The organism is Roseomonas sp. BN140053, assembly GCF_047690175.1.
In the GTDB taxonomy this organism is placed as follows: domain Bacteria; phylum Pseudomonadota; class Alphaproteobacteria; order Acetobacterales; family Acetobacteraceae; genus Roseomonas.
Genome location: NZ_JBLLEB010000009.1, coordinates 106747 through 130738, shown reverse-complemented (window position 1 = coordinate 130738; position 23992 = coordinate 106747). Strand labels below are relative to the sequence as shown.

The following is a 23992-nucleotide window of genomic DNA, read 5'->3' as shown; positions in this document are numbered from 1 at the left end:
GGACACCGAACCCGCCGAGGGGATGCACCCTGGAGTGATGCCCCGCGTTTACCGGGACCAGTCGCCCCCGAATGGAGAACTGGTCCGGGAAAACGCAGGCGAGGGCGGGACTCCGACCGTTTCGGAATTCCACCCTGCCCTTCGCAAAACCTTCGCCGGCCCCGGCGCTCGCGCACTGGGGCCGGAAGCTGCCTTCGGTCTTACTTGACCTCGACCTTGGCACCGTTCTCCTCGAGGACCTTGCGGATCTTCTCCGCCTCGTCCTTGGAAGCGGCTTCCTTGATCACCTTCGGAGCGCCCTCGACCAGGTCCTTGGCCTCCTTCAGGCCCAGGCCGGTGATCGTACGGATCTCCTTGATCACGTTGATCTTCTTGTCGCCGGCGGCGGCCAGCGTCACGGTGAACTCCGTCTGCTCCTCGGCGGGGGCAGCGGCGGCGCCACCGGCGGCCGGAGCGGCGGCCACGGCCACGGGAGCGGCGGCGGAAACGCCCCACTTCTCCTCGAGCATCTTGGAAAGCTCAGCGGCCTCGAGAACCGTGAGGGTCGACAGCTCGTCAACGAGCTTCGCGAGATCAGCCATTTCGTGTGTCCTTCGATCTAGTGGCTTGGCTTGGTGTTTGCAAGCCCGGCCCGGCGCCGCGGGGGCAACCGGCCGGACCGCGACGCGTTAGGCGGCTTCCGCCCCGTCCTGCGCCTCGTCCTTCTTGGCGTACGCCCCGAAAACCCGCGCCAGCTGCCCGGCGGGCGCCTGCAGCACGCCGGCGATGCGCGTCGCGGGGGTCTGGATCAGACCCACCAGCTGCGCCCGCAGCGTTTCCAGCGACGGCAGCTCGGACAGCGCCTTGATCCCGTCGGGGGCAAGGCTCTGGGTCCCGAGCGCACCGCCGAGGATCACGAACTTGTCGTTCGTCCTGGCGAATTCCACGGCGGTCTTCGCCACGGCCACGGGGTCCTTGGACCACGCGAGCGCGGTCGGACCCTTCAGCAGCGGCGTGATGCCCTGGAAGCGGGTACCATCGAGGGCGAGGCCGGCCAGGCGGTTCTTCGCGACCTTGTAGGTCGCGCCCGCGCCGCGCATGCGCCGCCGGAGATCGCTCACCTCGGCCACGGTCATGCCCTTGTTCTGGGCGACCAGGACGAAGGAGGTCTCGGCGAACACGCCGGCGAGGTTCGCGACAAAGTCGCGCTTCTCCGTACGGTCCAACTCCCGTCTCCATCGGTGACCGGGGCCTGGTGGAGGGGCTCCGGCCGGTTCAAGCGGAAGGGCGGCAGGTGCCGCACTCCCTCAATCAGCCTGCGAGAGGGAAAACCAAGCCGAACAGCCTAGGCGGGACCGGAGCCCCGCCGCGAACCAGATCAACATCGGCACCCCATCTACCGTTGGCGCGGCCTCCGCCGCATCAAGGCCCACGCCCGGGCCACCCACGGTCTTCGACAGGTCTTCCGGGCGCGGCACGCTGGGCGCCGCACCCTGCCCGCCTCCCCCGGGGGGGAAGCGTATTCCTTGGGGTCAGCCCGCCAGGTTGGCGATGTCGACCTTGACGCCCGGACCCATGGAGGAGCTCAGCGCCACCTTCTTCACGTAGGTGCCCTTGGCCCCCGTCGGCCGCGCCTTCTGAATGGCGTCCACGAAGGCCCGCGCATTCTCCAGCAGCTTGCCGTCGTCGAAGGAGGCCTTGCCGATGCCGGCATGCACGATGCCCGCCTTCTCGGCCCGGAACTCCACCTGGCCGGCCTTGGCCGCCGTCACGGCGCCGCGGACGTCCATGGTGACGGTGCCCAGCTTGGGGTTCGGCATCAGGCCGCGCGGGCCCAGGATCTTACCCAGCCGGCCCACCAGCGCCATCATGTCGGGCGTGGCGATGCAGCGGTCGAAGTCGATCTTGCCGCCCTGCACGGCCTCGGCCAGGTCGTCGGCGCCCACCACGTCGGCCCCGGCGGCCGCGGCCTCCTCGGCCTTTGCGCCGCGGGCGAACACGCCCACGCGCACGGTCTTGCCGGTGCCGTTGGGCAGGCCGACCACGCCGCGGACCATCTGGTCGGCGTGGCGCGGGTCGATGCCCAGGTTCATCGAGATCTCGACGGTCTCATCGAACTTGGCGTTGGCATTGGCCTTCACCAGCTTGATGGCCTCGTCGAGGCCGTAGTTCTTCTCCAGGTCCAGCCCTTCGACGAGCTTCTTCAGGCGCTTGCCGGCCATCGCGTCAGCCCTCCACCACGGTCATACCCATGGACCGGGCCGACCCGGCGAGCATGCGCACGGCGGCCTCCACGTCCTCGCAGTTCATGTCCTTCATCTTCACGGCCGCGATCTCGCGCAGCTGCGTCTTGGTCACGCGGCCCACCGTGGCGCCCTTGCCCGGGGTCTGCGTGCCCTTGTCGATCTTGGCCGCCTTGAGCAGGAAGTAGGTGTTCGGCGGCGTCTTGGTGATGAAGGAGAAGGAGCGGTCCGAGAACGCGGTGATCACCACCGGCGTCGGCGTGCCGGGCTCCATACCCTGGGTCGCCGCGTTGAACTCCTTCACGAACTGCATGATGTTCAGGCCGCGCTGACCCAGCGCCGGGCCCACCGGCGGCGACGGGTTCGCCTTGCCGGCCGGGATCTGCAGCTTGATATAGCCGACGATCTTCTTCGCCATGAGAAATCCCCTGGAAACCGGGGCGCGCGGTGGTGGCGGCCCCAAAAGGGGGCCTCCCGCGTCCGTCGGTGCGAGTGAGGGGCGGGGTCTACACCCCCTACCCCACCCCGTCCACCACCAAATGACGATCCCGGGACAGGGCAGCCCTGCGAGACGGTCTGGGGTGCCGAAATAAACAGCAAGTCGGGGGGAAGTATCCCCCCGAGCCCCCTTCTATTTTCGTGAGTTCGGGGGTGCGCCCGTGGCCGGTGGCGCTCTTACCCTCGAAAAAAGGAGGGGGACTGGGGGAGTTCACTCCCTCGGCCTTCCCGCCCCAACAGGATCAGACCTTCTCGACCTGCCCGTATTCCAGCTCCACCGGGGTGGCGCGCCCAAAGATGGACACCGACACCTTCACCCGGCCCTTCTCCTCGTCCACTTCCTCCACCGTGCCGTTGAAGCTGGTGAAGGGCCCGTCGGCGACGCGGACCTGCTCGCCCACCTCGTAGACCACCGCGGGACGGCGCGGCTTCTCCACGTTCTCCTGGACCTGCTTCAGCATCCGCTGCGCCTCGGCCTCCGGGATCGGGGCGGGCTTGTTGCGGGCCCCCAGGAAGCCGGTGACCTTGGGCGTGTCCTTGACCAGGTGCCACGCCTCGTCGGTCATCTCCATCTTCACCAACACGTAGCCGGGGAACAGCTTGCGCTCGGAGTTGACCTTCTGCTGCCGACGGACCTCGACCACCTCCTCGGCGGGCACCAGGACCTCGTCGAACTTGTCGTCCAGCCCCTTCTGGCGGGCCTGCTCCTTGATCTGCTCGGCGATCTTCTTCTCGAAGCCCGAGTAGACGTGGACGACGTACCACTTCTTGCCGGCCATGGCCGTGAAACTCCCTTTGTCCGGGCGGTCCCCCTGCCCCGTGTGCCGCGCCGCGGGCGCGCACGGGGATGGGGTCCGCGCTCAGCCGAAGCCGAACAGCAGGCTCATCGCCAGCTGGATGATCTTGTCCGTCGCCAGAAAGAACACCGCGGCCAGCGCCGACAGCGCCAGCACCAGGCCGGTGGTGATCAGCGTTTCCTTGCGCGACGGCCAGGCAACGCGCCCCACCTCCTGCCGCACCTCGCGAAAGAACTGCACGGGGTTCAAACTGGCCAAGGGCGGCCTCTCTCCAACGCTTCGCGGGCGATGCCGACACCGGCACCGCCCGCTGAGGAAAACGCCCGATAAGAGGAGTGGCAGGGGCGGAGGGTCTCGAACCCGCAACCTCCGGTTTTGGAGACCGGCGCTCTAGCCAATTGAGCTACGCCCCTGCAGCGCCTCGTGACCGCGCGAGGCCAGCCCTATAAGTCAGCCGAACCGCGCTGTCGAGGTCCGGTCGGCAACAACCACCACCACCGTGCCGCCCAGCTTGTCGTGCAGGCATTGCCGGCGGGGGTCGCGCAGCATCCACAGGTAGCCCAGCGCCAGGGCAAAGGCCCCCACCACCCAGCCCTGGGTCAGCAGCAGCCAGGGCAGCCACCAGCCGGCGTAGCGCAGCAGCAGCGGCCGGAAGGGCGGCGGCCCACCCGTGCGCGCATCCACGATCCGCAGGTTCAGCGCCGCCTTGCCCGGGGTGGTCCCGCGCGCCACCCAGAACAGCAGCACGGACAGGGCGGTGATCGCGGCGATCAGCGGGCCGGCACCCGATGTCAGCGGCCCACCCTTCAGCCCCGCCCCCAGCGCGCCCAGCACCCAGCCCAGCGGCAGCAGCCAGGCCGCGTCGAGGATCGTGGCCAGCAGGCGCAGCCTGAAGCTGGCATAGAACAGCCCGTCCTCCGCCCTGCCCTCGCTCAAGCGCCCCGGCCTCCCCTGGCGACTCCAGGCTAGCGCGCCCGGGGATCGCGCACGACCCCGAAACGAGAAGGGCGGGCCGCGTTCCCGCGACCCGCCCTTCCCCGCTCACCCCGGCCGATGGCCGGAGCGGATCACACGATGCTGGCGACGACGCCGGCGCCGACGGTGCGGCCACCCTCGCGGATGGCGAAGCGCAGGCCCTCATCCATGGCGATGGGGGCGATCAGCTCGACCTCCATCGACACGTTGTCGCCCGGCATCACCATCTCCACGCCCTCGGGCAGCTTCACCACGCCCGTCACGTCCGTGGTGCGGAAGTAGAACTGCGGCCGGTAGTTGGTGAAGAACGGCGTGTGCCGGCCGCCCTCTTCCTTGGTCAGCACGTAGGCCTCGGCCTTGAACTTGGCGTGCGGCTTGATCGAGCCGGGAGCCGCCAGCACCTGGCCGCGCTCCACGTCCTCGCGCTTGGTGCCGCGCAGCAGCGCGCCGATGTTGTCGCCCGCCATGCCGCTGTCCAGCAGCTTGCGGAACATCTCCACACCCGTGACCGTCGTCTTGACCGTGTCCTTCAGGCCCACGATCTCGACTTCCTCACCCACCTTGATGATCCCGCGCTCCACGCGCCCCGTCACCACCGTGCCGCGGCCGGAGATCGAGAACACGTCCTCCACCGGCATCAGGAAGGGGCGGTCCACCGCGCGCTCGGGCTGCGGGATGTAGCGGTCCACCTCGGCCATCAGCTTCAGCACCGCCTGCTCGCCGATCTCGGGCTGCTTGTCTTCCAGCGCCATCAGCGCCGAGCCCTGCACGATCGGGATGTCGTCGCCGGGGAACTGGTAGGAGGACAGCAGCTCGCGCACCTCCATCTCCACCAGCTCCAGCAGGTCGGGGTCGGCCATGTCGACCTTGTTCAGGAACACCACCAGCGCGGGCACGCCCACCTGGCGGGCCAGCAGGATGTGCTCGCGCGTCTGCGGCATCGGGCCGTCGGCGGCCGACACCACCAGGATCGCGCCGTCCATCTGCGCAGCCCCCGTGATCATGTTCTTCACGTAGTCAGCGTGGCCGGGGCAGTCCACGTGCGCGTAGTGCCGGTTGTCCGTCTCGTACTCCACGTGCGCCGTCGAGATCGTGATCCCGCGCGCACGCTCTTCCGGCGCCTTGTCGATCTGGTCGTAGGCCGTGAACGTCGCACCGCCCTTCTTCGCCAGCACCTTCGTGATCGCCGCCGTCAGCGACGTCTTGCCGTGATCCACATGCCCGATCGTGCCGATGTTGCAGTGCGGCTTCGTCCGCTCGAACTTCGCCTTCGCCATGGTGGTCCTCGTTCCTCGTGGGGCCGTGTTCCCCGTGGGGTGGCCCGAAGGGGTTGGATTCAGGGTTACAGTGTTGGAGCGGCGTTGCCTGGAGCGGGTGACGGGGATCGAACCCGCACAACCAGCTTGGAAGGCTGGGGCTCTACCATTGAGCTACACCCGCGCCGCACCGGCGCTTCCGCCAGCAGAAGCCAGCTCGCGCCAGCAGATATGGAGGGGGTTGGATTTGAACCAACGTAGGCGTGAGCCAACGGATTTACAGTCCGTCCCCTTTAGCCACTCGGGCACCCCTCCGCATGGGCGGCGGTTATCCGGGAAGCGCCCCCGCTGTCAACCGCGCTGCCCCCGGAGCGGCCTTCCCGCCTCCCCCAAAGCCGCCCTTTGACCCATTCCCGACCGCCGCCGCCGCAGTTGCCGGCTTGTGGCAGCGCGGCCAATGCGCGAGATGCGTGCATGCCCCCGCCTCGCCGTCCGTCCGGCCCAAGCCGCACCCGCCCTCCCGCCGGCAAGGGCGGCCCGCCCCGCCCCCCGTCCCAGGGCCGCAACCGCCCCGCGTCCCGCCAGAGCCGCACGGCGGAGCCCGACGACAACCACCCGGAACCCTTCGAGGAACGCCCGCCCAAGGCGATCGGGCGCGGCGCCGCCCCGCTTCCGGCCGAGCACCGCGACTCCGGCCGCCACGGCGCCCGCCAACCCGCCCCCGGCCCGGCGCCGCGCCGCGGCGACAGCCCCGCCGCACCGCACCGCGGCGGCAGCCCTGCCGCCCCGCGCCGGCACGAGGACCCGCCGCAGGGCAGCTTCGCCCGGCGCGGCGACGACTCCGGCGGCTACGCCCCGCGCCCGGCCCTGCCGGCCGAGCGCCCGGAGCCCGGGACGCTGTGGCTGCACGGCCTGCATGCCGTGGCCGCCGCCCTGGTGAACCCGCGCCGCCGCCTCAAGCGCCTGCTGCTGACCGCCGACGCCCAGGCGGCCCTGGTGGAGCGCTGCCCGCCGCCCTGGAAGCTGCCCGTGGAGCGGGTGGAGGAGCGCAGCCGCTTCCACACCTTCCTGCCCGAGGACGCCGTGCACCAGGGCGCCGCCCTGCTCTGCCACGCCCTGGCACCGATGCCGCTGGAGGAAGCCCTGGCCGCCTCGTCCGGCCCGGTGGTGCTGCTGGACCAGGTGACGGACCCGCGCAACGTCGGCGCCATCCTGCGCTCGGCGGCGGCCTTCGGCGCCGCGGCGGTGGTGATGCAGGACCGCCACGCGCCGCCGGAAACCGGCGCCCTGGCCCGTGCCGCCTCCGGCGCGCTGGAGGTGGTGCCGGTGGTGCGGGAGGTGAACCTGTCGCGGGTGATCCAGCTGCTGCAACGCCAGGGCGCCTGGGTGATGGGCCTGGCCGGCGACGCCACCCGCAGCCTGGCCGAGGCCGCCCCGCGCGACCGCCGCGCCGCCATCGTGCTGGGGGCCGAGGATGCCGGGCTGCGCCGCCTGCAGCGCGAAACCTGCGACGAGCTGGTGCGGCTGCCGATCTCCCCGGCGATGGAGAGCCTCAACGTTTCGGCCGCCGCCGCCGTGGCGCTGTACGAACTGGCCCGCGACCGCCCCGCGACGGACTAGGGCCCGCCGAGCGACCGCACCGTCGCCGGCGAGCCGGCCGGTTCACCGCGACCTGCCCCAGCGCTGCGGGCAGGCCGCGCCGGCGCTGCACCGGCCGTTAAGCCCTCCCCGGCGAGCATGCCCCGGCCCGCCGCGCGACTAGACCGGGGCGGCCACGGGAAAGGGGACACCGAACTCCATGCAGCCCGCCGAATGGCACCTGTTGAGCGACGACGCGCAGCTCTCGATGGCGCAGCAGGCGCTGCGGCACGCCGCGGGGCTGGTGGCGCGGCGCGCCGAATGGCTGGCGGCGGAGATGGAGGCGGGAACCCTGGCCGATCGCGGCGGGCCGGACGCGCTGCGGCTCCTCGCCGCCCTGTTGCAGGGAGACGACCCGGACCGGCATGGCGGCCCCATCGGTCACGCCTGACCGCCGCATCCCCCGGACGGAACCGGCCACCAGCCCAGCCCGGACACGCCGGGTCGGCCGCGCGATGAGCAAGCCCGGCGAGGCTGGCGAGACCGGAGGCGGGCCGTGGTGGCCATCCACGTGCGGCCGGATGACACCTCCGCCGAAGGTGCTATGAAGCGGTTGCAGGCCGCCAGCCGGCCGGCAAGTCGAAAACGTCGGTTCGGAAGAGTTGAACGGATCGACAGCAATGCCGGGTTAGCACAGCGGTAGTGCAGCGGTTTTGTAAACCGAAGGTCGGGGGTTCGATCCCCTCACCCGGCACCACGCCCCGGACATGCCCCAAACCCGTCCCGCGGCCACGGCGCAGCGCCCCACGCCGCGCCCCACACCGGAACGCCCCGCCTGTGCCCCCGGCGCCACGCGACGAAGAACGTTCCTTCCGCGTGCAACTCACGCCCCAGGCCCGCGCTCAGGCGAACAGGATTCGGGAGTTTTCCACCTATGGGTATCATCTGGACCATCATCATCGGCCTCCTGGCCGGCATCGTCGCCAAGTTCCTGATGCCCGGGCGCGACCCCGGCGGCTTCATCATCACCACCATCCTCGGCATCGTCGGTGCCGTGGTGGCGACCTATCTCGGCCAGGCCGTCGGCTGGTATCGGCCGGGTGAGGGCGCCGGCTTCATCGGTGCGGTGGTGGGCGCCATCATCCTGCTGGTGATCTACCGCTTCACGCTCGGCCGCTCGGCCACCCGCTAAGCGCCAAAACTGTTCCGGACGCCGGCGGCTCCTGGGCTGCCGGCGTTCCGGCCGTTCCGGGGGCCACCGCCCCCCGCCGCGCAGCCCGCCGGCTCCGTTCCCCCCGCCGCAGCGCCGTCCCGCCCAGCGCGCAGCAGTTCCTCGCCGACTGGCGATTCCGGCCCGGCATCCCCAGCTAACCGCGGCCTGCGCGGATACCGGCCTGCCCATGAACCTGATCACCTCTCCCCTGCTGTTCGAGCCCGTGAAGCGCCCTGCCCCGGCCTTCGCGCACCCCTTGCGCGTGGAATCGCCCTTTCAGCCCGGCGGCGACCAGCCCCGCGCCATCGCCGACCTGGTGGACGGCCTGCAGCGAGGTGAGCGCGACCAGGTGCTGCTGGGCGTCACCGGCTCGGGCAAGACCTTCACCATGGCCAAGGTGATCGAGGCGGTGCAGCGCCCCACCCTGGTGCTCGCCCCCAACAAGACGCTGGCGGCGCAGCTCTACGGCGAGATGAAGTCGTTCTTCCCCAACAACGCCGTCGAATACTTTGTGTCCTACTACGACTACTACCAGCCGGAAGCCTACGTTCCGCGCACCGACACCTATATTGAAAAAGACAGCCAGATCAACGAGCAGATCGACCGCATGCGGCACAGCGCTACCCAGGCGCTGCTGGAACGCGGCGACGTGGTGATCGTGGCCTCCGTGTCCTGCATCTACGGCATCGGCTCGGTGGAAACCTACGGCAACATGACGGTGCGCCTGGAAAAGGGCGGCCGCATGGACCGGGAGGTGCTGCTCAAGGCGCTGGTGGAGTTGCAGTACCGCCGCAACGACGCCGCCTTCGGCCGCGGCACCTTCCGCGTGCGCGGCGAAACCATCGACATCTGGCCTTCCCACCTGGAAGACCGCGGCTGGCGCATCTCGCTCTTCGGCGACGAGGTGGACGGCTTGCGCGAGTTCGACCCGCTGACCGGCGAGGTGGCGGGCGAGATGGAGCGCGTGGCGATCTACGCCAACAGCCACTACGTCACCCCGCGCCCGACGCTGATCCAGGCGATCAAGTCGATCAAGCAGGAGCTGAAGGAACAGCTGGAAATCCTGAACGCGCAGGGGCGCCTGCTGGAAGCCCAGCGCCTGGACCAGCGCACCACCTTCGACATCGAGATGCTGGAAACCACCGGCGTCTGCAAAGGCATCGAGAACTACAGCCGCTACCTGTCCGGCCGCGGCCCCGGCCAGCCGCCGCCGACCCTGTTCGAATACCTGCCCGAGAACGCCCTGCTGGTGGTGGACGAGAGCCACGTCACCGTGCCGCAGATCGGCGGCATGTACCGCGGCGACTTCGCCCGCAAGACCATCCTGGCCGAGCACGGCTTCCGCCTGCCCTCCTGCATGGACAACCGCCCCCTCAAATTCGAGGAATGGGACAGCTTCCGCCCCAACTCCGTCTTCGTTTCCGCCACCCCCTCGGCCTGGGAGATGGAGCGCGCCGGCGGCGTCTTCGCCGAGCAGGTGATCCGACCCACCGGCCTGATCGACCCGGTCACCGAGATCCGCCCCGTGGAAGGCCAGGTGGACGACCTCCTCGCCGAATGCCGCCTGGTCCGGGACAAGGGCGGCCGCGTGCTGGTCACCACCCTGACCAAGCGCATGGCCGAGGACCTGACGGAATACATGACCGAGACGGGGCTGCGCGTGCGCTACCTCCACTCGGACGTGGACACGCTGGAGCGGATCGAGATCATCCGCGACCTCCGCAAGGGCGTGTTCGAGGTGCTGGTGGGCATCAACCTGCTGCGCGAGGGCCTCGACATCCCCGAATGCGCGCTGGTGGCCATCCTGGACGCGGACAAGGAAGGCTTCCTGCGCTCCACCACCTCGCTGATCCAGACCATCGGCCGCGCCGCCCGTAACGCCGAGGGCCGCGTGGTGCTCTACGCCGACCGCATGACCGACAGCCTGAAGCGCGCTCTGGAGGAAACCGACCGCCGCCGCGCCAAGCAGGTCGCCTACAACACCGAGCACGGCATCACGCCGCAGACCATCCGCCGCGACATCGCCGACGTGCTGCAGAGCGTCTACGAGCAGGACTACGTCACCGTGGACGCGGTGGAAGGCGCGGACTCGGCGGAATTCGTCGGCAAGGACCTGCGCGCCTCGGTGGCCGAGCTGGAAAAGCGGATGCGCGCCGCCGCCGCCGACCTGGAATTCGAAACCGCCGCCCGGCTGCGGGACGAGATCAAGCGGCTGGAAGCCATGGAGCTCGGGCTGGACGCCCCGCCCCCCTCCGGCCGCGAAGCCCGCCCCCGGGCCGACTGGAAGCCCAAGCCGCTCGGCCCCGGCGGCGGCGGCTACGATCCGGAGAAGAAATCCGCCCGCGGCCGCGGCCGGCGCAGCAAGGGCGCGCCGCACTGACGACGCCCCGGGGTGCCGCCACCCGGTCGGCGCACCGACCAGGCCGCGGGGTATCACCGCCCCGGCGGCACATTGGGCAGCCCAGGGCCGCACCGGCCCCGGGGCACGCAACTGCGCAGTGCGGCGGGGCGTTGGCCCGGCGGCATTGCCGGAGGAACTTTCCCGTGGAAGAGCATATCTCGATCGCCAAGCCGGCCCGCGATGTTTTCAGCTACGTCGCCGATCCCGCGAACCTGCCCAACTGGGTGCCGCAGCTCCGCCGCGACGACGCCAACCTGCCGGAAGACGGGCTGGAAGCGGATGCCGCGTCGCACCGGGTCCGCTGGTCCTTCGACCCCGCCGGCGAATGGCTGGTGTCCGGCGACGGCGCGGTGGCCACCCTGCGGCTGACCATCCACGCCGAATCCGCCACCCCCTCCGACCCCACGGAGGACGAGACGCCCGCCGAAGCCCTGGCACACGGCATGGAAGCGGCGCTGCAGAGCCTGAAGTCCCACATCGAGGGCGTGGACGGCGGCGACCCTTCCGAGCCCAGCCACGACGCCCCGTCCCGCCTTTACGGCCGCACGGCGACGCAGGACCCGCAGATCTGACGCCGGCCAACCGCCGCGTGAGCGAGCCGGCCGCGTGACCCCCGACCGGTCCCCTCTCGGCCCCTGGCCGGTGCCGGACACCCTGCCGCGCGCCGCCCTGGTCACCGGGGCGGCCAAGCGCCTGGGCCGCGCCCTGGCCCTGGCCCTGGCGCAAGCGGGCTTCGACGTCGCCGTGCATTTCGGCGGCAGCGCGGCGGAAGCGGAGCGGACCGCCGAGGACATCCGCGCCCTCGGCCGCCGCGCCGTGATCCTGCGCGCCGACCTGGCGCGGGAGGCGGAGGTGACAGAACTCCTCCCGGCGGCCAGCGCGGCGCTCGGCCCGCTGGGCGTGCTGGTCAACAGCGCCTCCGCCTTCGAGCGCGACGAGTGGCACGACGCCACCCGCACCAGCTGGGACGCCCATCTGGAACCCAACCTGCGCGCTCCCTTCGTGCTGTCCCAGGCCTTTGCCCATGCCCTGCCGGCGGGCGCGGAAGGCGTGGTGGTGAACATGCTGGACGAGCGGGTCTGGAGCCTGACCCCGCACTTCACCTCCTACACCCTGTCCAAGGCCGGGCTCTGGGCCCTGACCCAGACCCTGGCCCTGGCGCTGGCGCCGCGCATCCGGGTGGTCGGCATCGGCCCCGGCCCCGCCCTGCCCAGCCCCCGCCAGACCGAAGCGCAGTTCCGCGCCCAGTGCGAGGCCGTGCCCCTGGGCCGCGGCACTTCGCCGGAGGAGGTCGGCCGCGCCCTGCTGGCGATCCTGTGCCTGCCCTCGCTGACCGGGCAGATGCTGGCGCTGGATGGCGGGCAGCACCTGCAATGGTCCCCCGCCCGCGGCGGGCCGCAGGCGGAATAACGCCCGGAGTGTTCGGCGGAATGTTTGGTACCACCACCCGGCGGGACGGCCGCGCGCCATGACCTATGCCCCCGATGCCGCGCGCCGGCTACGCCGGGTCTTCCTGCGCGGGCTGGAATTGCAGGCCAACCTGGGCGTGCTGCCGCAGGAGCACGCCGCCCCGCAGCGCGTGGTGATCCATGTCGAGCTGCTGGTGGAGGACCCCGACGCCCCCCACGGCATCGGCGAGGACCGCCTCGCCCGCGTGGTGAACTACGCCGCCGTGGCGGAGGGCGCCCGGGAAGTGGCCCTGGCCGGCCACACCCGCCTGGCGGAAACCCTGGCCGAGCGCATCGCGCTGCGGGCCCTGGAAGACCCGCGGGTGGTGTCGGCCGCCGTCACGGTGGAAAAGCCCGACATCCTGCCCGACGCCGCCGCTGTGGGCGTGACGGTGGAGCGGCTGCGCCCACCCCGCCCTTAGGCCCGGCCGCCCCGCCCGCCTCGCTGCCCCGGCCATCCCCCGCCGGCGCGGACCGGTCCTGGCCGGGCGCGGCGCCCAGCACGGCCCAGAGCGGGTCGCTGCGCCGCCCCGACAGCAGCTCCCGCGCCTCCACGCCCGCGAAGCCCGCCCGTTCCAGGTACAGCGCCACTAGCGCGCAATGCTCGCGGCCCTGCAGCCCCTGCCAGATCCGCACCGCCTTGGTGGGGAAGCAGCGGTTGGAAAAGGTGATCACGACCGGCGCCCCGGGCCGCAGCACCCGCGCCACCTCCCGCAGCACCTCCACCGGCCGTTGCAGGTACTGCACGGACGCGCAGAGGGTCACGGCGTCCAGGCTGTCGGCGGCCAACGGCAGCACGGGGTCCGCATTCAGGTCCTGCACGAACCAGCGGCTGAGCCGGGGATTGGCCGCCAGCTCCCGCGCGTTCATCCCGTGCCCGATCACGGTCGAGAAGGCGACCTCGGCGGGCAGGTGGCTGATCCAGCTGCTCATCAGGTCCAGGATGGCGCCGCCGGCCGGCAGCACCTCCCGGTACAGGCCGGTCACCGCGGCGATGGCCGCATCGTCGAGGTGGGCGACCAGTCGCGGCTCGGCGTAGAACAGGCTGTCCGGCGCCGGATCGGCCTTGAGCAGCGCGCCCGCGGGCAGTTCGGGCAGGTGCGGGACGGTGCTGATTCTCTGGGCCTCCGGCACGGGCGGGAAGGGTCGCGGCGGGCATGTGCGGCCGCCCGCGGCTTCCGCAAGGGCGGGGGACGCGTGCGGCGCAGCGACTCCATCCCCAACCGCCATCCGCGCCGGCGCGTCAACCACATGGCTGGCCCGCTGCCGGAGGGACACGGTGAACACGTTACGTTCTTTCAAGCGAAAACAATGACTTGCCAGGATTGCCTAAGCTGTAGGCAAACGGCAGAACCCTAGGGAAGACGTGGCTTTCCGCTGGAAAGAGCACGTCGCATCCACAAGCTTATCCACAGCATCCGGGGATAAACCCGAGAGCCGCAGGATCATCAACGACATCATGGCCTTCGCCCACGAGGAAACCACGCCGCTGCCGCCCATGGAGGGCCGGGAGGTGATCGAGAAGGCGCTCGCCACCCTCCCCCTTTCGCCCGGCGTCTACCGGATGCTGGATAGCAAGGGGGAGGCGCTCTACGTCGGCAAGGCGCGGCAGCTGCGGAAGCGCGTCTACAACTACACCCAGGTGCAGCGCCTGCCCGACCGGCTGAAGCGCATGGTGTTCGAGACCCGCTCGCTGGAGGTGATCACCACCGCCTCCGAGGCGGAAGCGCTGCTGCTGGAAGCCAACCTGATCAAGAAGCTCCGGCCGCGCTTCAACATCGTCCTGCGCGACGACAAGTCCTATCCCTGGCTCGTCATCACCGAGGATCATCCTTACCCGCAGATCGGCAAGCACCGCGGCGAGCGGCGCAAGGGCGCCTCCTACTGGGGCCCCTTCGCCTCCGCCTGGGCGGTGAACCAGACGCTGACCGCCCTGCAGCGGGTGTTCCTGCTGCGCTCCTGCCGCGACAGCGTGTTCGAGAGCCGCGACCGCCCCTGCCTGCTGCACCAGATCCGCCGCTGCTCCGCCCCCTGCACCGACCGCATCAGCCGCGACGACTATGCCGGCCTGGTCCGGGAAGCGAAGCAGTTCCTGTCAGGCGAAACCCCCTCCATCCAGAAGCGCCTCGCCCACGAGATGGAGGAGGCCGCCGAGGCGCTGGAGTTCGAGCGCGCCGCCGCCATCCGCGACCGCATCCGCGGCCTGACCCACGTCCAGGGCCGCGACCGCATCAACATGGAAGGCGTGGGCAACGCCGACGTGGTGGCGGTGCACCAGGCCGCCGGCCAGTGCTGCGTGCAGGTGTTCTTCTTCCGCGGCGGGCGGAACAACGGCAACCGCGCCTTCTTCCCCTCGCACGCCCGGCAGGACATCCCGCCCGGCGAGGTGCTGGAAGCCTTCCTGGCGCAGCTCTACGACGACCTGCCGCCGCCGCCCCTGGTGCTGCTGAGCCACGAGATCCCCGAGCCCGCCCTGCTGGCCGAGGCGCTGGCCCTGAAGGCCGGCCGCAAGGTGGAGATCCACCACCCCCAGCGCGGCGACAAGCGCGCCGCGGTGGAGCACGCCGCCACCAACGCCCGCGAAGCCCTGGAACGCAAGCTGGCCGAGGGCACCGCCAACGAGGCGCTGCTGCAGGGCGTGGCCAAGGTCTTCGACCTGTCCTCCGTGCCGGAACGGGTGGAGGTCTACGACAACAGCCACATCCAGGGCACCAACGCCTACGGCGTGATGGTGGTGGCCGGGCCGGGCGGCTTCGTGAAGCCGGCCTACCGCAAATACGCCATCAAGGGCCCGATCAAGCCGGGCGACGACTTCGCCATGATGCGCGAAGTCTTCGACCGCCGCTTCGGCCGCGCCCTGAAGGAGGACCCGGAGCGCGAGAGCGGCTCCTGGCCGGACCTGGTGCTGATCGACGGCGGCCTCGGCCAGCTCAACGCCGCGCGGGAGATCCTGGCAGAGCTGGGGGTGCACGACATTCCCCTGGTGGCGGTGGCCAAGGGCCCCGACCGCGACGCCGGGCGGGAATGGTTCCACCGCACCGGCCACGTGCCCTTCCAGCTGCCGCCGCGCGATGCCGTGCTCTACTACCTGCAGCGGCTGCGCGACGAGGCGCACCGCTTCGCCATCACCACCCACCGCGCCGGCCGCTCCAAGGCGCTGGTGAAGTCGGAGCTGGACGAGATCCCCGGCGTCGGCTCGGCCATCAAGCGGCGGCTGCTGAACCATTTCGGCTCCGCCCGCGGGGTCCGCAATGCCGGGCTGGAGGACCTGGAAAACTGCCCGGGCATCGGCCCGTCCATGGCGAAGCGCATCCAGGAACACTTCCACCCGACCTCGGCCGGGGCCTGAGGAACCCCCGGTTTCCCTGCGCCGGGGGGATGCCGCTATGCAGGGCATCGTCATCCCAGCGTCAAGGAACTGCCGTGGAACCGCTGCACCGGCTGGACTACCCCCTTTCCCGGCCCCCGCCCGGTGCGGCGGCCGGGAAAAGGCATTGGATGCGACGGTCGGGACTGTTTCGCGCGGCCCTGCTGGCCACCCTGGGAACCGCGGCCGCCGCCGCACCGGCCGCGGCGCAGGACGGCGCCCGGATCGAGGCGCTGGAACGCCAGCTGCGCGAGATGCAGGCCGAGCTGAGCCGCCTACGCCGCGAGGTCGCCGCCCGCCCTGCGGAACCGCGCCCCGGCCGCCCCGCCGAAACGGCAACCGCCCGCGCCGCCCCGCGCGGCCGGGCACCGGCGGCCACGGCCCAGGCCCGTTCCCCGGCCGATGGCGGGCCGCCCACGGCCACCGCGGCCCAGGCCCCTTCGCCCGCCGCTGCTGCCGGACCGTCCGCGGCCAGGACGGCACAGGCCCGCGCCCCCACCGGCGGCAGCGGCGGCCAGCCCGCGGCCAGCGGCGTGCAGTCCGGTTCCGGCCAGGTGGCGCAGGACACGGACAGCGCCGCCCGCTCCGCCACCACGGCGGGCGCCGACGCCGCCGGGCCGGGCCGGGTGTCCTTCCCCTCCGGCCGCCCCACCTTCACCTCGGGCGACGGGCGCTTCTCCGCGGCGGTGGGGGCGCAGATCCAGTACGACATCGGCGGCTATATCCGCGACCGGCGCAGCACCCCGGACCAGAGGGGCACGCCGCACCTCAACACTTTCGGCGAGAACCTGCGCCGCGGCCGCCTGCCCTTCGTGTTCCGCTACGACGACGTCCAGCTCAACGTCACGCCGGATTTCGGCGGCTCGCCCGACGGCGATCCCAGCCTCTACGAGGCCAGCCTGAACTGGACGCCGCTGCGGGCGCTGATGGTCACCGCCGGCTACTTCAAGCCCTGGCTGACGCTGGGCGACGCCACCAGCTCCAACGACTTCCTGTTCCTGGAACGACCCTCGGTCGTGGAGATCGCGCGCAGCATCGCCGCCGGCGACGGCCGCGCCGCCTTCGGCGCGCGCTGGGCAGAGGAGCGCTGGTTCCTGTCGGGCTACCTCACCGGCGGCAACTACGGCTCCCAGTCCTCCTCCGAGGCGACGCCGCAGCAGACCGGCGCCGCCTTCCGCCTGGCCGGCCGGCCGGTGGCGGCGGCCGACTGGGACCTGCACCTGGGCCTGTCCGGCTCCCTGGCCTTCGACATCGGCCGCACCGCGGGCGGCCAGAACATCACCCTGCAGGACCGGCCGGAACTGCGCATCGACCAGAACCGGCTGATCTCCACCGGCGCCATCCCGGCCGATGGCGCCCACGAGTGGGGCCCGGAATTCGCCCTGCGCTGGCGCAATTTTCTCCTGCAGGGCGAGTACATCCGCATCGGCGTGGACCAGTCCCGCAGCGGCACCGCCCCGCGCCCCGACCTGCGCTTCGAGGGTGGCTATGCCGAGGCGAGCTGGGTGCTGACCGGCGAAGCGCGCAGCTATTCCACCAGCGGCGGCGCCTTCGAAGGCATCCGGCCGCGGCAGCCCTTCAGCCTGCGCGACGGCGGCCTGGGCGCCTTCGAGCTGGTGGGCCGCTACAGCGTGGTGGACCTGAACGACCGCGTGACGCGCGGCCGCGCCGCCGCGGCCACGGGCGGCGTTTTCGGCGGGCGGCAGGAGGTGCTGGGCCTGGGCCTCAACTGGTATCCGAGCAACAATCTCCGCTTCATGCTGGACTGGAACAATGTTTCCGTGGACCGGCTGAACGCCGCCGGCACCACCCAGATCGGCCAGCGCTTCGACGAGGTCGCGCTGCGGGCGCAGGCGGCCTTCTAGGGCGGGACATGGCAGAAATCGCGGAATCTGCCACTTGCGGCGGGATGTGGCAGAAAGCGCCGAATCTGCCACATCGCGCGGCGGGCTTGACCGCCAAGCCGCTGTTGTTGTAGGATTATTTTCTGAAAAACGCCCTGCTGCGAGCGGTCGCGGTAAGGAAGTAAGGTCGTAAGGAAGTAAGGCGAACCGCCGCACCCGACCGGCTCCGCCTGGGCCGGACAGGCCACAGCCCCCGGGCCGCCGGCGTCGCGCGGCATCGGAGCGACGCCCCGGCGCCGTTCGGGCAACCAGCGCCGGCACCGGCCCGGTTGGCGGCGGCGCCGCGGTGTGGCTAGAAGGCAAGCCGGGGAGCCCCCATGCCGACAGACCTGCCCAACCTGCTGACCCTGTCGCGCATCGCGGCGATCCCGCTGGTGATCCTGCTGGCCTATGCGCAGGATGGCTGGGGCGACCTGGGGGCCTGCGCGGTGTTCTCGGCCGCCGCCATCACCGACTATTTCGACGGCAAGATCGCCCGCGAACGGCAGCTGATCTCCGCCTTCGGCCGCATGCTGGACCCCATCGCGGACAAGCTGCTGGTGGGGGCGGCGCTGATGCTGCTGGCCGGGCTGGGCCACCTGTCCCTGCTGGGGCTGCTGCCGGCCATCGTGATCCTGCTGCGCGAGATCCTGGTGTCGGGCCTGCGCGAATACCTCGCCAGCCTGCGGGTCGGCATGCCCGTGACCCGGCTGGCCAAGTGGAAGACCGGCTTCCAGATGGGCGCCCTGGGCGTGCTGCTGGCGGGCGATTCGGGGGCGGCGGTGCTGCGGCTCGACTTCCTGCCGATCTCCCTGCTGGGCGAGGCCGGACTCTGGGTGGCCGCGGCCCTGACGCTGGTGACGGGCTGGGACTACATGCTGTCCGGCCTGCGCCACGCCGAGGCCCAGGACAGCCGCGACCGCGGAACCGCCCGCCACCCGTCGTGACGGGTGCCTTGAGACGGCGGGGGGCCGGGCGCATGTTGCACCGCGACAAGCAAGGATACCGCATCATGAGCCACTGCCTGCGCGCCGCTCGCCAGCCGCTCCGGGCGCTCGCTCCCGTGCTGCCGCTGGCCCTGGTGCTGGTGGGCTGCGGCGCCGACTTCGCCCCCTTCGGCCGCCGCGACGGCGCGCTGGTGGCGCCCGACAGCCTGACCGTGCAGCGCATCACCGGCCAGAACCTCAACGCCGAGCCCCTGCTGCCCGAGGACGGCAACGTGTGGCCGACGGAGGAGCCGGCCCGCACCACCCTGGCCAATCCCGACCAGCCGCAGCGCCAGCCGCCCCTGCAGGCCCCGGCGCTGGAACGGGCGGCGCGCGAGCGCGGCAGCCCGCCGCAGCCGCGCATCCTGAGCGACGGGCCCGGCCCGGCCGTGCCGCCGGAAGCCGCGCCCAACCCGCGCGCCCCGGTGCCCGGCACGGCCCGCCGCGGCAGCGGCACGCCGCCGCCCGGGCCCCTGGACCCGCTGGCCCCGCCGCGCGTCCCGGCGGCGCGTGGCGAGCCGGCCACCCCGCCGGCCCCGCGCGCGGATGGCCGCGTCATCCCCATCCCCGGTGGCGGCCCGGCCGTGACCTCCGGCGGCACCGGCTCCTACCAGACCTTCACCACCCCCGGCGGCGGTTCCGGCCTCGCCGTGCCGCAGGGGCCGACCACCACCCTCATCGGCCCCGAAGGGCAGGTGCAGGTGGTGCCCTCGCCGCGCTGAGACGCGTCGGATGAAGATCCTCTACTTCGCCTGGGTGCGGCAAAAGGTCGGCACGTCGGCCGAGGAGGTGTCGCCGCCGCCGGAGGTGAACACGGTGGGCGCCCTGATGCGCTGGCTGGGGGAACGCTCCCCCGGCCATGCCGATGCCTTCGGCCAGGTCCGGCAGGTGCGCGCGGCGGTGAACCAGAACTTCTGCGGCCCCGAGGAGCCGGTGGCGGCCAATGACGAGGTCGCCTTCTTTCCGCCGGTGACGGGTGGCTGAGCCCCCGCCCGCCGCCACCCTGGCCGCCGCCACCCTGGCCGCCTCCCTGCCCGGCCGCGTCGCCGTGCAGGAGGCGGCCTTCGACCTCGGCGCCGAGGCCGCCGCCCTTCATGCCGGGCGGGAGGATGTGGGCGGCTTGGCCTCCTTCGTTGGGCTGTGCCGCGGCGATGGCGGGCTGCGCGCCATGACGCTGGAACACTACCCCGGCATGACGGAAGCCGCCCTGGCCGCCATCCGAAACGAGGCCGCGGCGCGCTGGCCGTTGCTGGGCTGCACCGTGGTGCACCGCGTCGGGCGGCTCACGCCCGGCGAACCGATCGTGCTGGTGCTCACCGCCAGCGCCCACCGGGTCGCGGCGCTGGAAAGCTGCGCCTTCCTGATCGACTGGCTGAAAACCCGCGCGCCCTTCTGGAAGAGCGAGGAACTCCCTTCCGGCGAGAACCGCTGGGTGGAAGCGAAGGCCGAGGACGACTCGCGCGCGGCGCGTTGGCAGCGCTAGCCGGCCGCTCCCCCCGGCAGCGCGCGGGCGCGCTGGCCGCCGTGCTGGGGGGCGGGTTGATCCTGGTCTGGCCCGCCCTGCTGAACGGCTATCCCATCCTGTTCAGCGACACCGGCGCCTTCCTGCACCAGACGCTCGGGCCGCTGATGATCTGGGACAAGCCCTGGATCTACGGGCCGCTGCTGCACCTGTTCCACTGGCGCGTCACCCTCTGGGGCCCGGTGCTGGCGCAGGGGCTGGCGCTGTCGCACCTGCTCTGGCTGTGCCAGCGGGCGGTGACACTTCGCAGGGCCGGCACTGCCGGCACCACGGGCACCGCTAACATCCCCAGCGCCGCTGGCACTGCCGGCGCGACCCTCGCCCCGTCCGCCACGCCGGCGCGCCACCTGCTGCTGACCGCGGCGGTGGCGGCGCTGACCACCGCCCCCTGGGTCGCCGCCCTGCTGATGCCGGATATCCTGGCCGCGGTGGCGCTGCTCGGCCTGTTCCTGCTGGGCTTCGCCCGGGACAGCTTGACGCGCCGGGAAAGCTTCTGGGTCGCCGCCCTGAGCACACTGGCGATCGCCGCGCACCTGTCGCACCTGCCGCTGGCCGCCGCCCTGGTCGCGCTGCCCCTGCTGCTGACCCGCAGGCTGCGCCCGGCGCTGCGGGCGGGGCTGCCCCTGGCGGGGGCCTGCGCGCTGCTGCTGCTGACCAACGCGGTCGGGCACGGCCGCCTGTCGCTGTCCCCGCACGGCGCCACCTTCCTGCTGGCGCGGCTGGTGGCCAACGGCCCGGCGGCGCGCACGGTGGCGGCGCGCTGCCCGGAGGCCGGCTGGTACCTTTGCGCCTGGGCCGGCCGGTTGCCCACCGACAGCGACGCCTTCCTGTGGGAACCGGACAGCCCGGTGAACCGCGACGCGGCGGGGCAGCCGCGCTTCCTGGGCGGCGCGCTGCTCTCGGCCGAGGCGCGGGAGATCGTGGCGGCAACCCTGGCGCGGGAACCCGGCGCCGTGGTCCTGGACGCGCTGCGCGACACCGGCCGGCAGCTGCTGCTGGCCGGCATCGGCGACATCCTGCCGCGCGAGGCGCTGGGCGACGGCCTGCGCCCGCGCATCGCCGAGGGCTTCCCGGCCCGCGAACTGGCCGCCTTCGACGCCGCTGCCCAGAACCGCCACGCCCTGCCCGCCCGGGCCGCGCCCTTCCTGCCGGTTCACGCGCCGGTGCTGCTGCTGGGGGCGCTGGCGCTGGTCTGGCTGGGGTGGCGGGAGCGCGCCGCGCCGCGCCGCCTCGGCCTCGTGCTCTGCGTGCTGCTGGGGGTGGCCGCCAATGCCGCCGCCACGGGCGCGCTGAGCAAGCCGCACCTGCGCTACGGCGCCCGCATCGCCTGGCTGATGCCCTTCGCCGCCCTGCTGCTGGCGCTGCCCCCGCCCCGGCGGGCATGAAGGGTCTGCTGGCCGTCGCGGCGGGGGCGGTGCTGCTGCTCTGGCCCTGCGCGCTGAACGGCTACCCGCTCGTCTTCATCGATACGGCGTCCTACCTGTGGCAGACCGTCGTGCCGCAGATGACCTGGGACAAGACCTACGTCTACGGTCCCTTCCTGCATCTCGGCCATTGGCGCTGGTCGCTCTGGCCATCAGCGGCCATGCAAGGGCTGTTGCTGTCCACCCTGCTTTGGCTGGCCGGGCGGGTCGTCCTGGGGCGGGTCTCCGCCGGGCTGCACCTGCTGACCTGCATCGCCCTGGCGGCGCTGACCTCCCTGCCCTGGTTCGCCGCCACCCTGATGCCCGATGCCCTGACCGGCGCGGTGACGCTGTGCCTGTTTCTCCTGGGCTTCGGCTGGGACCGGTTGTCGCGGGCGGAGCGCCTGGCCGTCGTCGCCCTGGGCACGCTGTGCATCGCCGCGCACCTGTCGCACCTGATCCAGGCCATTGCCGTGCTGGCGCTGGTGCTGCTGCTGACGCGCCGGCTGCGGCCCACCCTGCGGGCCGCGGCGCCGCTGCTCGGCGCGTTGGCGCTGATCCTGGCCACCAACGCGGTCGGGCATGGGCGCGTGAGCCTGTCCCCCTACGGCTCGGCCTTCCTGCTGGCGCGGCTGCAGGAGGACGGCACGGCCACGCAGACCTTGCGCGAGCGCTGCCCCGAGGCCGGCTGGCTGCTGTGCGGGCAGCTCGCCGCCCTGCCGGCGGACAGCGACTGGTTCCTCTGGGCGCCGGAAAGCCCGGTGAACCGCGACCCCGACGGCACCGAACGGGTCATGGGCGCCGCCCGGCTGGCGCCGGAGGCGAGCGCCATCATCGCCGCCACGCTGCGCGACCAGCCGCTGGCCGTGCTGTGGGATTCCCTGCGCAACGGCGTCGCGCAGCTGAGCAAGGCGGAGGTCGGCGACACGCTGGGCAGCCTCTATCTCGACGTGTCCGCGCGCATCTGGATCCGCGAAGGCTTTCCGGCCGCGGAACTGGCCCGCTACGAGGCCGGCACGCAGGCCCGCGGCTTGCTGCCGGCCCGCGCAACGCCCTTCCTGTGGCCGCACGTCCCCGTGCTGCTGTTGTCCGTGCCGCTGGTGCTGCTGGCCTGGTGGCACGCGGCGCGGCGCGGCGACGCGCGGCGGCTGGGCTTCGTGCTCTGCGCCCTGGTGGGGCTGAGCGCCAACGCCCTGGCCACCGGGGCGTTGAGCAAGCCGCATCACCGCTACGAGGCGCGGATCATCTGGCTGCTGCCGCTGGCGGCCGCCTGGGGGCTGCTGCGACGGCCGGAGACGACGGAGAAACAATAAGCCGGGGGGAAGTATCCCCCCGGACCCCCTTCTATTTTCGGTAGTTTTCGGGTGCGCCCGTGGACACCGGACCTCTTCTACTCCCGAAAAAAGGAGGGGGCTCGGGGGAGTTCACTCCCCCGACCTTCCCTTTCCCGTCTCCTCGGGCCCGGCACCATCACATGTACAGCCGCTCATTCTGCAGGTCGGTGTAGAGCCCGGCCACGAATTCCTCGTAGCCGTTGTACATGCGGGTCGGCACGCGCTCGTTGGAGCCCAGCAGGCGCTCGGTGGCCTGCGACCAGCGCGGATGCGCCACGGCGGGGTTCACATTGGCCCAGAAGCCATATTCCGTGTCCTGCAGCTTCTGCCAGAAGGACACCGGCCGCTGGTCGGTGAAGGTGACCCGCACCACGGACTTGCCGGACTTGAAGCCGTACTTCCACGGAAACAGGATGCGGATCGGCCCGCCATTCTGCGGCGGCAGCGGCTTGCCGAACAGGCCGGTGGCGACGAAGGCCAGCTCGTTGCGCGCCTCGGCAACGGTGCAGCCCTCGATATAGGGCCAGGAATACCAGATCTGCCGCAGGCCCGGCATGTTGGCCGGCTGCTGCACCGTTTCGAACACCACGTATTTGGCTTCCGACTTGGGGGCGGCGAGGCGCACCAGCTCGCTCATCGGGAAGCCGGTCCAGGGGGCGGTCATGGACCAGGCCTCGACGCAGCGGTGGCGCAGCACGCGCTCTTCCAGCTGCACCTGCTTCAGCAGGTCCTCCAGCCCGATCTCGCGCGGCTGCTCCACCATGCCCTCGAAGCGGATGGACCAGGGGTTCATCTGCAGCTTCTGGGCGGCGCGGGAGATGCTCTTGTCGCTGCCGAACTCGTAGTAGTTGTTGTAGGTCGTGACGTCGCGTTCGGCGGTCACCTCGCGCTCCGGCCGGAAGCGGGTGTTGCGCATGGCGGTGCCGGCGACGGCGGGCTGCGCCTGGGCAGGGCCGGCCGGCAGGGCCGCGGCGGCGCCGAGACCGGCCAGCAGCCCCAGCCCGCGGCGGCGGCCGAGCACCACGCTTTCCGGCGTGACGGCACTCTCGGGCAGTTCCCAGCCCCGGCGGTTGCGGATCAGCATCGCGATGCACTCTCCCCTTGCCTGC

25 protein-coding genes and 4 tRNA genes are annotated in these 23992 nt (G+C 71.9%); 16 read left to right on the top strand and 13 right to left on the bottom strand.

Annotated elements, in window-relative coordinates; all coding sequences use genetic code 11:
* Positions 1-200: 200 nt before the first annotated feature.
* From rplL to ACLIBK_RS11250, 11 genes are all read right to left on the bottom strand, one after another.
* On the bottom strand, positions 201-581 hold the full coding sequence (gene rplL, locus ACLIBK_RS11300) for a 50S ribosomal protein L7/L12 (RefSeq protein ID WP_415387353.1): 381 nt from the start codon (positions 579-581) through the stop codon (positions 201-203).
* A gap of 87 nt (positions 582-668) precedes the next feature.
* A complete protein-coding gene (rplJ, locus tag ACLIBK_RS11295) occupies positions 669-1205 on the bottom strand; it encodes a 50S ribosomal protein L10 (RefSeq protein ID WP_415387352.1) in 537 nt (178 codons plus the stop codon).
* A 306-nt stretch (positions 1206-1511) separates the two neighbouring features.
* Complete coding sequence (gene rplA / locus ACLIBK_RS11290; RefSeq protein WP_415387351.1) at positions 1512-2201, bottom strand: 50S ribosomal protein L1; 690 nt, start codon at positions 2199-2201, stop codon at positions 1512-1514.
* 4 nt (positions 2202-2205) lie between these two features.
* Positions 2206-2640: a 50S ribosomal protein L11 gene (gene rplK, locus ACLIBK_RS11285; protein ID WP_415387350.1), complete on the bottom strand. Its 435-nt coding sequence runs from the start codon at positions 2638-2640 to the stop codon at positions 2206-2208.
* Positions 2641-2962: 322 nt separating this feature from the next.
* A complete protein-coding gene (nusG, locus tag ACLIBK_RS11280; protein WP_415387349.1) occupies positions 2963-3499 on the bottom strand; it encodes a transcription termination/antitermination protein NusG in 537 nt (178 codons plus the stop codon).
* A gap of 81 nt (positions 3500-3580) precedes the next feature.
* On the bottom strand, positions 3581-3775 hold the full coding sequence (gene secE, locus ACLIBK_RS11275) for a preprotein translocase subunit SecE (protein ID WP_415387348.1): 195 nt from the start codon (positions 3773-3775) through the stop codon (positions 3581-3583).
* Between the two features lie 78 nt (positions 3776-3853).
* Positions 3854-3930, bottom strand: a tRNA-Trp gene (locus ACLIBK_RS11270).
* 37 nt (positions 3931-3967) lie between these two features.
* The gene (locus ACLIBK_RS11265; protein ID WP_415387347.1) at positions 3968-4453 is read right to left on the bottom strand and encodes an RDD family protein; all 486 of its coding nucleotides are present in this window, start codon (positions 4451-4453) and stop codon (positions 3968-3970) included.
* Between the two features lie 131 nt (positions 4454-4584).
* Positions 4585-5769, bottom strand: coding sequence for an elongation factor Tu (tuf, locus tag ACLIBK_RS11260; protein ID WP_415387346.1), 1185 nt, complete (start codon positions 5767-5769; stop codon positions 4585-4587).
* Positions 5770-5858: 89 nt separating this feature from the next.
* Positions 5859-5932: transfer RNA gene (locus ACLIBK_RS11255), tRNA-Gly, on the bottom strand.
* A gap of 48 nt (positions 5933-5980) precedes the next feature.
* A tRNA-Tyr gene (locus ACLIBK_RS11250) sits at positions 5981-6063 on the bottom strand.
* A gap of 159 nt (positions 6064-6222) precedes the next feature.
* On the opposite strand from ACLIBK_RS11250, the gene ACLIBK_RS11245 reads away from it, so the two are divergent.
* The 8 genes from ACLIBK_RS11245 to ACLIBK_RS11210 all read left to right on the top strand — a co-directional run bounded on the left by ACLIBK_RS11245 (position 6223) and on the right by ACLIBK_RS11210 (position 12810).
* Complete coding sequence (locus ACLIBK_RS11245) at positions 6223-7368, top strand: TrmH family RNA methyltransferase (RefSeq protein WP_415387345.1); 1146 nt, start codon at positions 6223-6225, stop codon at positions 7366-7368.
* 178 nt (positions 7369-7546) lie between these two features.
* Positions 7547-7777 (top strand): hypothetical protein, encoded by a 231-nt coding sequence (locus tag ACLIBK_RS11240; RefSeq protein ID WP_415387344.1) that lies wholly within the window; start codon positions 7547-7549, stop codon positions 7775-7777.
* A 231-nt stretch (positions 7778-8008) separates the two neighbouring features.
* A tRNA-Thr gene (locus tag ACLIBK_RS11235) sits at positions 8009-8083 on the top strand.
* A 177-nt stretch (positions 8084-8260) separates the two neighbouring features.
* The gene (locus ACLIBK_RS11230; protein ID WP_415387343.1) at positions 8261-8518 is read left to right on the top strand and encodes a GlsB/YeaQ/YmgE family stress response membrane protein; all 258 of its coding nucleotides are present in this window, start codon (positions 8261-8263) and stop codon (positions 8516-8518) included.
* Positions 8519-8726: 208 nt separating this feature from the next.
* Positions 8727-10919: an excinuclease ABC subunit UvrB gene (gene uvrB / locus ACLIBK_RS11225; protein ID WP_415387342.1), complete on the top strand. Its 2193-nt coding sequence runs from the start codon at positions 8727-8729 to the stop codon at positions 10917-10919.
* 164 nt (positions 10920-11083) lie between these two features.
* Positions 11084-11512 (top strand): SRPBCC family protein, encoded by a 429-nt coding sequence (locus tag ACLIBK_RS11220; RefSeq protein ID WP_415387341.1) that lies wholly within the window; start codon positions 11084-11086, stop codon positions 11510-11512.
* Between the two features lie 34 nt (positions 11513-11546).
* The gene (locus ACLIBK_RS11215; protein WP_415387340.1) at positions 11547-12350 is read left to right on the top strand and encodes an SDR family oxidoreductase; all 804 of its coding nucleotides are present in this window, start codon (positions 11547-11549) and stop codon (positions 12348-12350) included.
* Positions 12351-12408: 58 nt separating this feature from the next.
* Positions 12409-12810, top strand: a complete 402-nt coding sequence (locus ACLIBK_RS11210; RefSeq protein ID WP_415387339.1) for a dihydroneopterin aldolase — start codon at positions 12409-12411, stop codon at positions 12808-12810.
* Here ACLIBK_RS11210 and ACLIBK_RS11205 read toward each other — a convergent pair.
* The gene (locus ACLIBK_RS11205; protein ID WP_415387338.1) at positions 12728-13522 is read right to left on the bottom strand and encodes a class I SAM-dependent methyltransferase; all 795 of its coding nucleotides are present in this window, start codon (positions 13520-13522) and stop codon (positions 12728-12730) included. The genes ACLIBK_RS11210 and ACLIBK_RS11205 overlap by 83 nt on opposite strands.
* A gap of 325 nt (positions 13523-13847) precedes the next feature.
* Between ACLIBK_RS11205 and uvrC the strand changes: the two genes are divergently transcribed.
* The 8 genes from uvrC (at position 13848) to ACLIBK_RS11165 (ending at position 22862) form a co-directional block, all read left to right on the top strand.
* On the top strand, positions 13848-15737 hold the full coding sequence (gene uvrC, locus ACLIBK_RS11200; protein ID WP_415387337.1) for an excinuclease ABC subunit UvrC: 1890 nt from the start codon (positions 13848-13850) through the stop codon (positions 15735-15737).
* A gap of 149 nt (positions 15738-15886) precedes the next feature.
* Positions 15887-17620, top strand: coding sequence for an OprO/OprP family phosphate-selective porin (locus ACLIBK_RS11195; RefSeq protein ID WP_415387336.1), 1734 nt, complete (start codon positions 15887-15889; stop codon positions 17618-17620).
* A 356-nt stretch (positions 17621-17976) separates the two neighbouring features.
* On the top strand, positions 17977-18585 hold the full coding sequence (gene pgsA, locus ACLIBK_RS11190) for a CDP-diacylglycerol--glycerol-3-phosphate 3-phosphatidyltransferase (RefSeq protein ID WP_415387335.1): 609 nt from the start codon (positions 17977-17979) through the stop codon (positions 18583-18585).
* 65 nt (positions 18586-18650) lie between these two features.
* The gene (locus ACLIBK_RS11185) at positions 18651-19346 is read left to right on the top strand and encodes a hypothetical protein (protein ID WP_415387334.1); all 696 of its coding nucleotides are present in this window, start codon (positions 18651-18653) and stop codon (positions 19344-19346) included.
* Between the two features lie 10 nt (positions 19347-19356).
* Positions 19357-19608, top strand: coding sequence for a molybdopterin converting factor subunit 1 (gene moaD / locus ACLIBK_RS11180; protein ID WP_415387333.1), 252 nt, complete (start codon positions 19357-19359; stop codon positions 19606-19608).
* 46 nt (positions 19609-19654) lie between these two features.
* A complete protein-coding gene (locus tag ACLIBK_RS11175; RefSeq protein WP_415387419.1) occupies positions 19655-20107 on the top strand; it encodes a molybdenum cofactor biosynthesis protein MoaE in 453 nt (150 codons plus the stop codon).
* A complete protein-coding gene (locus ACLIBK_RS11170) occupies positions 20095-21531 on the top strand; it encodes a hypothetical protein (protein ID WP_415387332.1) in 1437 nt (478 codons plus the stop codon). The genes ACLIBK_RS11175 and ACLIBK_RS11170 overlap by 13 nt, the downstream gene beginning before the upstream one ends.
* Positions 21528-22862: a hypothetical protein gene (locus ACLIBK_RS11165; RefSeq protein ID WP_415387331.1), complete on the top strand. Its 1335-nt coding sequence runs from the start codon at positions 21528-21530 to the stop codon at positions 22860-22862. The genes ACLIBK_RS11170 and ACLIBK_RS11165 overlap by 4 nt, the downstream gene beginning before the upstream one ends.
* 157 nt (positions 22863-23019) lie before the next feature.
* Here the strand turns inward: ACLIBK_RS11165 and msrP are convergent, their stop codons facing one another.
* Positions 23020-23967, bottom strand: coding sequence for a protein-methionine-sulfoxide reductase catalytic subunit MsrP (gene msrP / locus ACLIBK_RS11160; protein WP_415387330.1), 948 nt, complete (start codon positions 23965-23967; stop codon positions 23020-23022).
* Positions 23968-23992 lie beyond the last annotated feature (25 nt).

Bases quoted from the DNA above. Each gene is read 5' to 3' on its own strand.
- moaD (WP_415387333.1), top strand. From the start codon at position 19,357: ATGAAGATCCTCTACTTCGCCTGGGTGCGGCAAAAGGTCGGCACGTCG.
- nusG (WP_415387349.1), bottom strand. From the start codon at position 3,499: ATGGCCGGCAAGAAGTGGTACGTCGTCCACGTCTACTCGGGCTTCGAG.
- tuf (WP_415387346.1), bottom strand. From the start codon at position 5,769: ATGGCGAAGGCGAAGTTCGAGCGGACGAAGCCGCACTGCAACATCGGC.
- uvrB (WP_415387342.1), top strand. From the start codon at position 8,727: ATGAACCTGATCACCTCTCCCCTGCTGTTCGAGCCCGTGAAGCGCCCT.
- rplK (WP_415387350.1), bottom strand. From the start codon at position 2,640: ATGGCGAAGAAGATCGTCGGCTATATCAAGCTGCAGATCCCGGCCGGC.
- ACLIBK_RS11245 (WP_415387345.1), top strand. From the start codon at position 6,223: ATGCCCCCGCCTCGCCGTCCGTCCGGCCCAAGCCGCACCCGCCCTCCC.
- ACLIBK_RS11230 (WP_415387343.1), top strand. From the start codon at position 8,261: ATGGGTATCATCTGGACCATCATCATCGGCCTCCTGGCCGGCATCGTC.
- ACLIBK_RS11195 (WP_415387336.1), top strand. From the start codon at position 15,887: ATGCGACGGTCGGGACTGTTTCGCGCGGCCCTGCTGGCCACCCTGGGA.
- msrP (WP_415387330.1), bottom strand. From the start codon at position 23,967: ATGCTGATCCGCAACCGCCGGGGCTGGGAACTGCCCGAGAGTGCCGTC.
- rplA (WP_415387351.1), bottom strand. From the start codon at position 2,201: ATGGCCGGCAAGCGCCTGAAGAAGCTCGTCGAAGGGCTGGACCTGGAG.
- uvrC (WP_415387337.1), top strand. From the start codon at position 13,848: ATGGCCTTCGCCCACGAGGAAACCACGCCGCTGCCGCCCATGGAGGGC.
- rplL (WP_415387353.1), bottom strand. From the start codon at position 581: ATGGCTGATCTCGCGAAGCTCGTTGACGAGCTGTCGACCCTCACGGTT.
- ACLIBK_RS11185 (WP_415387334.1), top strand. From the start codon at position 18,651: ATGAGCCACTGCCTGCGCGCCGCTCGCCAGCCGCTCCGGGCGCTCGCT.
- pgsA (WP_415387335.1), top strand. From the start codon at position 17,977: ATGCCGACAGACCTGCCCAACCTGCTGACCCTGTCGCGCATCGCGGCG.
- ACLIBK_RS11240 (WP_415387344.1), top strand. From the start codon at position 7,547: ATGCAGCCCGCCGAATGGCACCTGTTGAGCGACGACGCGCAGCTCTCG.
- ACLIBK_RS11210 (WP_415387339.1), top strand. From the start codon at position 12,409: ATGACCTATGCCCCCGATGCCGCGCGCCGGCTACGCCGGGTCTTCCTG.
- ACLIBK_RS11165 (WP_415387331.1), top strand. From the start codon at position 21,528: ATGAAGGGTCTGCTGGCCGTCGCGGCGGGGGCGGTGCTGCTGCTCTGG.